12 protein-coding genes are annotated in these 11,938 nt (G+C 47.7%); 1 reads left to right on the top strand and 11 read right to left on the bottom strand.

What is annotated here, in order from left to right; all coding sequences use genetic code 11:
• Positions 1–7: 7 nt before the first annotated feature.
• Genes lpxD through rpsB form a run of 11 tightly spaced genes read right to left on the bottom strand, consistent with a single transcriptional unit; the run spans position 8 to position 10,890 of the window.
• Positions 8–1,081: a UDP-3-O-(3-hydroxymyristoyl)glucosamine N-acyltransferase gene (lpxD, locus tag QUE66_RS02840; protein ID WP_286224338.1), complete on the bottom strand. Its 1,074-nt coding sequence runs from the start codon at positions 1,079–1,081 to the stop codon at positions 8–10.
• 5 nt (positions 1,082–1,086) lie between these two features.
• Positions 1,087–1,620 (bottom strand): OmpH/Skp family outer membrane protein, encoded by a 534-nt coding sequence (locus QUE66_RS02835; protein WP_286224336.1) that lies wholly within the window; start codon positions 1,618–1,620, stop codon positions 1,087–1,089.
• An 11-nt stretch (positions 1,621–1,631) separates the two neighbouring features.
• The gene (gene bamA / locus QUE66_RS02830; RefSeq protein WP_458574886.1) at positions 1,632–3,944 is read right to left on the bottom strand and encodes an outer membrane protein assembly factor BamA; all 2,313 of its coding nucleotides are present in this window, start codon (positions 3,942–3,944) and stop codon (positions 1,632–1,634) included.
• Between the two features lie 29 nt (positions 3,945–3,973).
• A complete protein-coding gene (locus QUE66_RS02825) occupies positions 3,974–5,098 on the bottom strand; it encodes a M50 family metallopeptidase (protein ID WP_286224334.1) in 1,125 nt (374 codons plus the stop codon).
• Positions 5,099–5,100: 2 nt separating this feature from the next.
• Positions 5,101–6,309 carry a 1-deoxy-D-xylulose-5-phosphate reductoisomerase gene (ispC, locus tag QUE66_RS02820; protein ID WP_286224333.1) on the bottom strand — a complete coding sequence of 403 codons (1,209 nt, stop codon included), beginning with the start codon at positions 6,307–6,309 and terminating at the stop codon, positions 5,101–5,103.
• Positions 6,310–6,324: 15 nt separating this feature from the next.
• Positions 6,325–7,158 (bottom strand): phosphatidate cytidylyltransferase, encoded by an 834-nt coding sequence (locus tag QUE66_RS02815; RefSeq protein WP_286224332.1) that lies wholly within the window; start codon positions 7,156–7,158, stop codon positions 6,325–6,327.
• A 5-nt stretch (positions 7,159–7,163) separates the two neighbouring features.
• Positions 7,164–7,952 carry a polyprenyl diphosphate synthase gene (gene uppS, locus QUE66_RS02810; RefSeq protein WP_286224331.1) on the bottom strand — a complete coding sequence of 263 codons (789 nt, stop codon included), beginning with the start codon at positions 7,950–7,952 and terminating at the stop codon, positions 7,164–7,166.
• 18 nt (positions 7,953–7,970) lie between these two features.
• On the bottom strand, positions 7,971–8,531 hold the full coding sequence (gene frr / locus QUE66_RS02805) for a ribosome recycling factor (protein WP_108508077.1): 561 nt from the start codon (positions 8,529–8,531) through the stop codon (positions 7,971–7,973).
• A 12-nt stretch (positions 8,532–8,543) separates the two neighbouring features.
• Complete coding sequence (gene pyrH, locus QUE66_RS02800; RefSeq protein WP_286224330.1) at positions 8,544–9,254, bottom strand: UMP kinase; 711 nt, start codon at positions 9,252–9,254, stop codon at positions 8,544–8,546.
• 5 nt (positions 9,255–9,259) lie between these two features.
• On the bottom strand, positions 9,260–10,141 hold the full coding sequence (gene tsf / locus QUE66_RS02795) for a translation elongation factor Ts (RefSeq protein WP_286224328.1): 882 nt from the start codon (positions 10,139–10,141) through the stop codon (positions 9,260–9,262).
• Positions 10,141–10,890 carry a 30S ribosomal protein S2 gene (gene rpsB / locus QUE66_RS02790; protein WP_286224327.1) on the bottom strand — a complete coding sequence of 250 codons (750 nt, stop codon included), beginning with the start codon at positions 10,888–10,890 and terminating at the stop codon, positions 10,141–10,143. Before rpsB ends, tsf begins: the two co-directional genes overlap by 1 nt.
• 185 nt (positions 10,891–11,075) lie before the next feature.
• Between rpsB and map the strand changes: the two genes are divergently transcribed.
• Complete coding sequence (gene map, locus QUE66_RS02785; RefSeq protein ID WP_286224326.1) at positions 11,076–11,912, top strand: type I methionyl aminopeptidase; 837 nt, start codon at positions 11,076–11,078, stop codon at positions 11,910–11,912.
• The last annotated feature ends 26 nt before the right edge of the window (positions 11,913–11,938 follow it).

Raw genomic sequence — 11,938 nt, 5'->3', positions numbered from 1 at the left:
AAAGTTACTAATCGGGTTTACTAACCGAATCGGATGCTTTACCTTCAAGGCTTCGAATCCGCTCCCGTATTTTATCCAGTCCGCGCAAAATCGCTGCATTTCGCTCCCAGGCAGAATGGGGCATTGATGGGAATACACCGGTAATGTGCGTACCGGGCTCCGTTATAGAACGAATCACGGGGGTGCCACCCGATACGGTGGTGCGGTCTGCAATCTGAAGATGACCGGCAAAGTTCGCATTGCCACCAATCACACAGTAATTACCAATCGTGGTACTGCCAGCGATGGCAGCACAACCAGCAATCACGGTATGAACACCAATCACTACGTTGTGCGCAATTTGGACTTGATTGTCGATCTTACAGCCATCCCCAATCGTGGTGTTCGCCATTGCACCACGATCAATCGTCGTGCAGGCCCCCACTTCAACATCCTGACCAATCCTTACCCCACCTGTTTGTGGGATTTTGAGCCATTGACCGCCATGTGCTGAAAAGTCAGGAGCAAAACCAAAACCATCAGCCCCTATCACGGCACCGCTATGAATAATGCAACGATCGCCAATTGTGCAATCGTGATAAATCGTAACGTTGGGGTAAATGAGGCAATCATCACCCAAGGCGGCGCCCTCACCAATACTAATTTGACCCAGAAGAACCACACGCTCTCCTAAACGAACACCGGGGCCAATTTGCACAAAGGGTCCAATATGGCATGAGGCAGGAATCGTGGCCGTTTTATCCACGACTGCCATGGGACTAATTCCTGGGGGGTAGATTGGAGTACTTTGCTTCGCAAACCACTGCGCCATCTTAGCGAAGCTGGCATAAGGATTTTTTGATACCAGATAACTTGTCTTTGTAGTCTGAGAGTGCCCTTGCAGGAACTTTAGGTCTGCTTCACTGACGATTAATGCACCCGCACTACTATCAAGTGCCTGTTGGCGATAGAGAGGGTTCGATAAAAAAGAGAGCTCGTCAGATTGGGCTCGCTCAAGCGGAGCAAGCCCGCGCAATAATCGGGAACCATCCCCCACCAAGCTAACTTGAAATTGTTCGGCTAGCTCGATGGCAGTTGGCATGTGAATTACTTCAGATTATTTAATACCCTGATAACCTCATCGGTCACATCAAGTCTTGGATTGAGGTACGCTGGGGGTTCTTGAAAAATCACATCGATCTTACGCTGTTCAGCCACCTGCCGAATGGCAAGATTAGCCTTTTCAGCAATTTTTGCTCGCTCTTCCGCATTACGTTGATTGGCATCATCGTTTAACTCGCGATTCTTGCGTTGCAACTCACGGTCAAAGTCGGCCAACTCCCTCTGCTTGCGAATTCTCTCAGCCTCAGGCATCACGGCAGCCTCTTTATCTAATTTCTCAGCAGCAGCTTTAATTTTCTGAGCACCATCCCGAATTTCATTCTGACGTTTCGCAAACTCATTTTGCAAACGCGATTGGGCTGCTTTTGCCATATTGGACTCAACAAAAATCTTCTCGGCGTTCACAAACGCAATGCGAGGAGCAGTCTCTTGGGCAAAAGCAACAGAACAAATACCCGTCAAGAATGCAGTTATAACTAATTTAGACCCTTTGGTCATTAATCCCTGAATCATCATCATTTTCCTTACAATTAAAACGCTGTACCCACTTGGAACTGCAATCTTTGGATTCTATCAGTAGGCTGTGCATTTACTGGTATGCCGTAGCTAAATTTTAATGGTCCCAATGGGGAAATCCAAGACAAGCCAACACCGTAAGAGTATTTCAGGACTAAATTGATGTCCTGAAAGGCATTACCGCCGTCCGCAAAGGTAAAGAGGCGTAAGGTTTTGTCTGCCCCCGAACCCGGGACTGGGAAGGTATATTCCACATTGGTAACGATCTTCGATTGACCGCCGGTTGGTAAGAAGGTACCGGTTGTGGTGTTGAAATAAGTTGGACCCAAGGAACCCGGGGCATAACCCCTAACTGATCCAATACCGCCGACGAAATAGTTCTTGGTAATGGGGTATGGCTTATTACCGTAGGCTTCTCCATAACCAACCTCGCCATTAAAAGACAAGATATTACCTTTAGAAAATGAGTGGTATTGCTGATATTGGGCATTTAACTGATAGTACAGAAGATTGCCCAATGGTGTTCCAACCTCTGCAGACAAGCGTTGCAATGAACCTTTTGATGGAATGAGTGCGCTATCACGACCATCACGCGCCCAGCCCACATTCACTGGAATATTGTAGGTTTGCAAACGACTGGGGATGGTTTGACCCCAATCCTGTACATAGGTTTGGTAGGGTTGCGGGGTATTTTGAGTGACGTAAATATCAAAAAACTCGAGCGCCGTTCCATAGAACACCCGATCAACCTCAGTGTAAGGCACCCCAAACTTCAAGTTCGTACCAAAAGACTTGATCTGATAGTCAGGATCACCCACGTAATACAGCGGCTTATTGGAGCGATAGAAAAAGTCGGTGTAACGACTAATACCATCCTCAGTAAAATAAGGGTCAAATTGTGATAGTGCCAAGGATTGATTAATTTTACCGAGCGAGAAATTAAGACCAATACTGGTTCCAGTTCCAAACGCATTCTCTTGGTTAATACCTGCACTCAGAATTAACTTTTCAGTAGAAGAAAATCCAGCACCAATCGAAATCGCACCCGTTGGCTTTTCCTCAACCTTCACGTTCACATCGACTTGATCGGGGGAGCCGGGAACATCGGAAGTGGTGATTTCGCTATCCTTTACATAGCCGGTTCGACCAATCCGCTCCTTCGAAATTCGGATCTTTTCACTATCAAACCAGGCACTCTCAAACTGTCGCATTTCTCGCCGAATCACCAGATCCCTTGTCTTTGAGTTCCCTGTGATTTCGACTTTGCGCACATACACGCGCCGACCGGCATCGATCACGAGCGTAATGTCCACTTCATTTAAATCACGTCGGATATCGGGCTGCGGATTAATCACCGCAAAGGCATAACCATACGAACCTAACTTCTCAGCAATGGCCTTGGTGCTTTCCGCTAACTTTGCCGACGAGAAAGTATCCCCAGCTTTGATCTTCAATAGAGACTGGAACTCTTTTTCCTTGCCAAGTAATTCCCCAGCAAGACTAATGTTCTTAACAGTAAATTTATTACCTTCACGAATACTGATGGTTAGATAGATATCGCGCTTATCGGGGGTAATAGAAACCTGGGTGGATTCAATCACAAACTCGAGATAGCCCCGATTGAGGTAATACGAACGAATGGTCTCGAGGTCAGCGGTTAGCTTTTGCTTTGAGTACAAATTATCTTTGGAGTACCACGATAACCAACCACCGGTTTGAAGCTGCATCTGACTGCGTAAAGTACTCTCACTAAATACCTTATTGCCGATGAAATTAATCTCTTTAATCTTGGCTACTGGTCCTTCATCAATATTGAAGAAGATCGCCACTTGATTACGAGCTCCTGGGGTAACCGTTGTAACCACCTCAGCAGCAAACAATCCCTTACTCACATATTGACGCTTGAGCTCCTGCTCTGCTTTATCAATTAAGGCCTTGTCATAAAAACGTGCGTCAGCTACCCCGACGCTTCGCAATGATTTGCGGACCACTTCAGGGTCAAACTCCTTCATACCCGTGAACTCAATACGAGAAATCGTGGGGCGCTCGTCCACAATCACAATTAAGACATCACCTTGCGCCTGAATCTGTACATCCCGAAAAAATCCAGTGGCATACAAGGCTTTAATTGAATCAGCAGCCTTTTCAGGGGTAAAACGCTCACCCACCTGAACAGGGAGATAACTAAATACCGTACCAGGCTCAACCCGCTGCAAACCCTCAATCCGAATGTCTTTGACGATAAATGAGTCCGCAGCCAATGCTGACTGAGTCAATCCTGCATTGGCCAACAAAATGATGCAAAAGCACGAGGCTAAATATTGCATCAGGCGGTTAGGAAGTGACGAAAAACGGATCATGAAGACAGAAATAAGCGTTGTAGATCGTTAAATACAGCAAATAGTGTGAGCGCAATAATTAATATAAAGCCAAAACGCTGGAAAACCGCTTGCAACTGAGTAGATAAGCGCTTTCCAGAGACCAACTCCCATGCATCATACAGGAGCTGACCACCGTCCAGCATTGGTAAAGGGATGAGGTTTAGCAATCCAATACTAATACTGAGAAGTGCTAGAAAAGAAACGAAGGATTGCCAGCCAAACTGGGCCGATTTGCCCGCCATATCGGCAATACTAATCGGACCACTTAGCTGTTTTAAGGAGGTCTCCCCGGTAATTAAGCCAATCATCATTCGGGTCGAGACTTTGGTAATCAACCAAACGCGTTCACTGGCATAAACCAGAGAATCGATTGGACCGAGCTGGAGCTCAAACCACGTAGACCCTCCATCGGCATCTTTGCCTGGAATGGGTAGGATGCCCAAACGCGCAAAGGGATCTGTACCCGGTGACAGACGAGGCAGAGCATCTGCCTTAAATTCCACGATGTGGCGCTTACCAGACTCCGCCTCCAGCTCCAATGAGAAGCCACGCTCCGCAGTGATTGCATCCAATAAACGCCAGCGTAAATCATTCCAGCTCACAATTGGTATAAATTCGTCATCGCCTGCAGTCTTCCAAGCCAAAATCTCATCACCCTTTTCCATATCTAACTGGGCTGCCATGGTTTGCTCAGCAGGCGCCTGTATTTGTGCAGGTAATTGGGGTACGCCATTGATATAGATGAACGCCAGCAGAATGATTGCCAATAAGAAGTTCGCTAGCGGACCGGCAGCCACAATGAAGGAACGCTGCCATAAGGGCTGGTTATCAAAGGCTACGGCTTGCTCTTCAGCTGATATCTGCTGCTCCGAATCACGTCCATCCAAAAGCTTCACATAGCCGCCCAAAGGAATCGCGGCAATGACCCATTCGGTTCCAGATTTTGATTTCAGAGTTAGAAGTGGCTTGCCAAAGCCAACTGCAAACCGCAGCACCTTCACCCCGCACATCCGAGCGGCGCTGTAATGGCCAAATTCATGAAAACTCACCAAGATCCCAATGGTGATTAAAAAATAAAGAAGTGTTGAAATCGCTTCCATGCTTAATGGCGTGCAATCCAGTCACTGGTTCTAAGGCGAGCCTCTCGATCAACCGTTAAAACCTCATCCAAGGATCCTGCCTTTTGGCCGGGAAACTGATTAAGCGCGAACTCAACGGCCTGCGCAATTTTCAAGTATGGCAAGCGGCCTTCTAAAAATGCAGCGACGGCAATCTCATTGGCAGCATTTAGAACCGTGGGGCTTGTCCCCCCTTGCCTCGCAGCAGCAAAGGCAAGACCTAAGCACGGAAAACGCAAAAGATCAGGTTCGGTAAAGTGCAAACCAGATAACTGAGTCAAATTGAGAGGCGCAACACCAGCATCAATTCGATTAGGCCAAGCCAAGCCAAATGCGATGGGTGTGCGCATATCTGGCTGTCCGAGCTGAGCCATGACCGAACCATCTCGATAGCGCACCATGGAGTGCACTACGCTCTCCGGATGAATGAGCACCTTAATTTGCTCGAGGGGCAATCCAAATAACCAATGCGCCTCGATTACCTCAAGGCCCTTGTTCATCATGGTTGCAGAATCAACTGAAATTTTGCGGCCCATTACCCAATTTGGATGAGCGCATGCCTGATCTGGCGTGATATTAGCCAACTGATCAATTGGGGTATTTCGAAAGGGTCCACCAGAAGCCGTTAACCAAATTTCCTCAACCCCCAAACGTTCTTTCATGCTCGAAGTATTTTTTGGACTGGTAAAGTGCGGCGGCAAGCACTGAAAAATTGCATTGTGTTCACTATCGATTGGCAATAACTCTGCGCCACCTCGGATTGCGGCATTCATAAAAATATCTCCGGACATCACTAGAGATTCTTTATTCGCAAGCAGTACCCGCTTACCGAGCTCAGCCGCGCGTAAGGTGGGCAAAAGACCCGCAGCACCAACAATAGCCGCCATCACGGTATCGCAGTCGCTCTCTGAGACTGCGGCAATGAGACCCGCCTCACCATGATGCACAGCAATCGTTAGGCCTTTACCTTCGAGTAATTCTTTTAGGGTGTTGGCATCAGCGGCCGAGTGAACCACTGCGATCTTGGGTCTGAACTCCAAGCACTGCTCTGCCAAACGTTCAATTTGCCGACCAGCAGTGAGTGCGCTTACCCTAAATTGATCACGATGAGCCCGAACCACATCAAGCGTATTCATCCCGATTGATCCGGTAGATCCTAAAATACAGAGATTGCGGGCGATAGGGTCGTGCATAAGCAAAGTCTTTTTTTAGCTTCTCACTATTATCGAGAATAATGCAGCAATTGGCATGACCGGCAGTAAAGCATCGACACGATCCAAAAATCCACCATGCCCTGGTAATAAATGGCTGCTGTCCTTTACTTTTGCGATCCGCTTGAGTTGCGACTCAAATAGATCTCCCATGATGCTGTAAGCCACCAAAACTGCAGTCATGAGAAGCATCCAGCCCCAGCCCCATTTCGATTGATACGATCCAAATAGGGTATCGTTCACCGGTAAATAGTGTGCGCAGCCAATGGCGTACCCCAAACATATGGCTAAGCCACCGAGAGCCCCTTCCACAGACTTACCTGGACTAATTTGGCTTGCAAGCTTTCGTCGACCAAAGGACTTGCCAACAAAATAGGCGCCAATATCAGCAAGCCAAACTAATATCAATGCGCTTAATAACCACCCCAAGCCGATTTCACGAAGCAAATCCAAAGATAGCCATGCGCTCGGCAAAATAATGAAACCAAGAACGCTAAAAATAAATCGCCACCGTGACAGCGAAAGATGAATCCCTTGGGACAAGATCATTGGCATACCAATGATCCAAAACGCAAGCGCGATACTCAGTAATGCGATTTCTACCGTAGGGATTGCAAAGAGCCATAGGAAAAGAACAACCATGGCGCACACCAGTGCATAAAAATAGGCTGCATACGATGCATGGGGGGCAATCAAGCGACTCCACTCCCAAGCCGCTGCCACTAGGATTAATAAAAATAATCCAGAGAGATAGATTGGGGGTAGCAAAAACAATACTGGCAACAAAATGGCCAGCATGATGATGGCAGTTACGATCCGAGTTTTAAGCATGCCAATTAGACGGCATCGGAGAGGGAAATGGGGTTGGACCCTTCCGCCAGCTGGGCACTGGTGCGACCAAAGCGACGCTCCCGCTGGGCATACCAAAGAAATGCTTTTTGTAATTCAGCGGCATCAAAGTCTGGCCAAAGAATATCTGTGAAATACAGTTCGGTATATGCCAATTGCCACAAGAGGAAATTACTAACCCGCTGCTCACCACCCGTACGAATAAATAAATCAGGCTCGGGTGCATAGGCCATCGAAAGATGGGGGGCCAACCACTCCTCAGAAATGCCATCTGGATCAAGATGTAGGTTTTGCGCTAGTGCTTTTTGCATCGCTTGCAAGATATCCCAGCGCCCACCGTAATTAGCGGCAATCGTCAGGGTTAAGCGATTGCAATCTTTCGTTTTTTCTTCCGAGAACTCGACCATTTCGGTAATCGCACCTCCAAAGCGGCTAAGGTCACCAATCATCTTCAGACGAATATTATTTTCAGCAAGGCGAGCAACCTCTTTACGAAGGGATTTCAGAAAGAGTTTTGTTAAAAATCCCACTTCCTCAGGGGGTCTACGCCAGTTCTCTGAACTGAAGGCAAATAAGGTCAGATATTCAACGTTTTGCTTGACGCACTCCTCAACCACCTTACGTACCGCCTCAAGCCCTTCTGAATGCCCAGCAACGCGCGGCATAAATCGTTTAGTTGCCCAACGACCATTGCCATCCATGATGATGGCTACATGCCTGGGAACACTACCAACGGCAGGAACTGCAAGCGTAGAGCTGGTAGCTGCTTGGGTCATGTGACCAAATCATGACGGTTAAACCGTCATGATTTCCTTTTCCTTCTCAACGACCAATTTATCCACATCTGCCACAAATTTATCGGTCAGTTTCTGGATCTCATCCTGAGCACGACGCTCATCATCTTCCGAGATCTCTTTATCTTTGGTTAAACGTTTTAAATGCTCATTGGCATCACGTCGCAAATTCCGAATTGCTACTTTAGTCTCTTCGCCTTCTGCTTTCACGACTTTGGTCAGCTCTTTGCGACGCTCCTCAGTTAAGGGGGGCATTGGCACTCGAATCACCGTACCCTGAGTTGCTGGATTTAGACCGAGGTCCGATTCGCGAATCGCTTTCTCAACCACCGCGACCATATTTTTTTCCCATGGGGTCACATTAATGGTGCGCGCATCGGCTAGCCCTAGATTAGCCACTTGCGAGATTGGCGTGGGATTGCCGTAATAATCCACCATTAGGTGCTCCAAAATACCAGGGTTGGCACGACCCGTTCTGATTTTTGCGAGATTAGCTTTAAATGCCTCAATTGACTTTTGCATTTTTTGATCTGCATTGGTCTTTATTTGTCCAGCCGACATGCCACTCTCCTTTTAAACGTGAACTAGGGTACCTTCTGGCTCGCCCCGCACAACACTTAATAATGCACCTGGTTTTAAGATCGAAAATACGCGGATAGGTAATTTTCGATCGCGGCATAAAGCAAATGCAGTTGCATCCATCACCTGAAGATTTTTAATGAGGCACTCATCAAAAGTAATAGTGGAATACAACGTGGCACTTGGATCTTTATTAGGATCGCTGCTGTAGATACCATCCACCTTAGTTGCTTTGAGCATCACCTCGACACCCATTTCCGCGGCACGCAATGCGGCAGCAGTATCAGTTGTAAAGAATGGGTTACCGGTACCAGCAGCAAAGATCACAACCTTGCCCTCTTTCATGGCTCGAATGGCTCGCGGCCGAATATAAGGCTCGACCACTTGATCCATTCGCAAAGCAGACTGCACTCTTGCCTCAACGCCTTTTTGTCTTAGCGCATCTTGTAAGGCCAACGAGTTCATCATGGTGGCCAACATCCCCATGTAATCAGCCGTGGCCCGATCCATCCCAGCTGCACCGCCTGCTACACCACGAAAGATATTTCCGCCACCAATCACGATGGCGATTTCAACGCCCAATTGAACCACCTCAGCGATTTCGGTGACCATGGAATCAATCGTTTTCGGATTGATTCCATAGGCATCATCACCCATTAGGGCCTCGCCCGATAACTTCAGTAGAACGCGTTGATATCCCGGCATATACCTTAGGCAGTTGCCTTTGCAGCAGCAACCTGAGCAGCTACTTCTGCAGCAAAGTCATCTTGACGCTTTTCAATTCCTTCGCCGACAACGTAAAGGGTGAAGGATTTAATCGTCGTATTGGCTGCTTTTAGCATTTGCTCAACGGTTTGCTTGTCGTTCTTTACAAAAGCTTGGTTCAATAAAGAGACTTCCTTTAAATACTTTTGAACCGAACCCTCAACCATTTTGGCAGCGATATCAGCTGGCTTGCCAGACTCCAAAGCCTTTTGCTCAGCAATCTTACGCTCGGTTGCAATATTTTCTGCGGGAACGTCAGCAGTCGATAGAGAAACAGGCTTCATTGCGGCAATGTGCATGGCAACATCTTTCGCTGCTGTTGCATCACCCTCATACTCCACCATCACACCGATTCGGTTGCCATGAAGATAAGAAACCAGTTGGCCACCACCAGCAAAACGTTTGAAGCGGCGGGGGTTCATGTTCTCACCGATCTTTCCGATCAGTTCGGTGCGCACAGCCTCGACAGGCTTACCATTGAGTTCTAAAGCGGCCAAAGCGGCGACATCTGCGGGATTTTTCTCGGCAACCAGCTTGGCGCAGCCATTACTAAATGCCAAGAAGTCATCGTTTTTGGATACAAAATCAGTCTCGCAGTTCACTTCCAATAAAGCTCCGGTTGTTCCATCAATATGGGAAACAATTACACCCTCTGCCGCAATCCGTGATGCAGCTTTACTGGCCTTGCTTCCCAACTTTACACGCAGGATCTCTTCGGCTTTAGCTAAATCACCATCGGCTTCCGTTAATGCTTTTTTGCACTCCATCATGGGAGCGTCGGTTTTGGCGCGGAGTTCGCCAACCATTGCTGCGGTAATCGCGGGCATCAGTCTTCCTTCCCTTCTTCAACAAACTCTTCTTCGCCCTCTTTAACAGACTCGAGGACTTGCTGTACCGCATTTGCTTTACCTTCTAGGATGGCATCTGCAATACCGCGAACATAAAGAATGACTGCTTTACTCGAGTCATCGTTACCCGGAATAATGTAATCAACGCCCTCTGGTGAGTGATTGGTATCCACTACGGCAATCACAGGAATACCCAATTTGTTGGCTTCGGTAATTGCAATTTTGTGATAGCCCACATCCACAACAAAAATAGCATCCGGTACACCGTTGAGGTCTTGAATACCACCAAGTGATTTTTGTAACTTATCAAACTCACGCTCATTGGTAAGGGCATCTTTTTTCGAGAGCTTCTCCCAATCGCCCGCCTCTTTTGCAGCGGCCATATCTTTTAAGCGCTTGATCGAACCCTTTACCGTTTTGAAATTGGTCAGGGTGCCTCCAAGCCAACGGCTATCAACATAAGGCATACCTGCACGAGTTGCCTCTTGGGCAATAATTTCGCGAGACTGGCGCTTAGTACCAACAAAGAGAATTGTGCCGCGGTTGGCAGCTACCTGACGCACAAATTTCAGGGCATCCTGAAACATGGGCAAGGTCTTCTCTAAATTAATGATATGAATTTTGTTGCGATGACCAAAAATGTAAGGGGCCATCTTGGGGGACCAGAAGCGCGTTTGGTGGCCAAAATGGCACCCAGCTTCCAGCATTTCACGCATTGTCACTGACATTACAATCTCCTAAGGGTTGGTTCTAAGATCAAGTCCTGACTGCGCTCAAAAGCGCCACCCTGGATGGCTTGATCTGGGATTTCAGTCTCACCATGAGACCGATTCCAAAATTATACCTTAAATATCAATCCACTAGTGATTCGGCAATTACTCAAAATCAACCAGATTCGGCCATAATACGCGGTATGCACAGCGTATTTACTGATGAAAAAGATCTAAATGGGATGCGAGAGGCTGGCCGCCTTGCGAGCGAGGTTCTCGATTACATTGGCCCCTTTGTCAAACCCGGCGTGAGTACCGGGGAATTGGATCGTCTTTGTCACGCCTACATGCGTGATGTGCAAAAGACCATCCCCGCCCCATTAAATTATCAACCCCCAGGCTACCCGCCTTTTCCGGCATCGATCTGCACCTCGGTCAATGATGTCATTTGCCATGGCATTCCAGGTGACAAAGTACTTAAAAATGGCGACGTTGTTAATCTCGACATCACGGTCATTACCCAAGCCGGCTACTATGGGGATACCAGTCGAATGTTTGCAGTCGGCGACATCTCGATCTTGGCTACCCGATTGAACCAAGTCACGTTTGAATGCATGTGGCTTGGAATTGCCCAGGTAAAACCAGGAGCCCGTTTAGGAGATATTGGCTATGCCATTCAGTCGCATGCCGAACAGGCTGGCTACTCGGTGGTGCGCGAATACTGTGGCCACGGTATCGGTAAAGTATTCCATCAAGATCCTCAGATTCTTCATTATGGAAAACCAGGTACCGGGGAAGTATTAGAAGAAGGTATGACCTTCACGATTGAACCAATGATTAATGCTGGTCGACGCGAGATCCGAACCATGCCCGATCAGTGGACCGTGAAAACAAAAGATCGTAGTCTTTCAGCCCAATGGGAACACACTGTTTTAGTCACTCACCATGGCGTTGAGGTCTTAACCTGGTCTGCTGATACACCAAAGGCTCCTGCTTGCGTTGGCAGCCTAAACTATCGACCCAGCGTAGTCGCTGCTTAGATTCTCCTCATCTTTAGAACGCGCTC

Origin of the sequence: Polynucleobacter sp. HIN6, assembly GCF_030297575.1 — a bacterium.
Classification (GTDB): domain Bacteria; phylum Pseudomonadota; class Gammaproteobacteria; order Burkholderiales; family Burkholderiaceae; genus Polynucleobacter.
The sequence above is the reverse complement of the archived record's forward strand: the minus strand, read 5'-3'. Positions and strand labels throughout refer to the sequence as shown.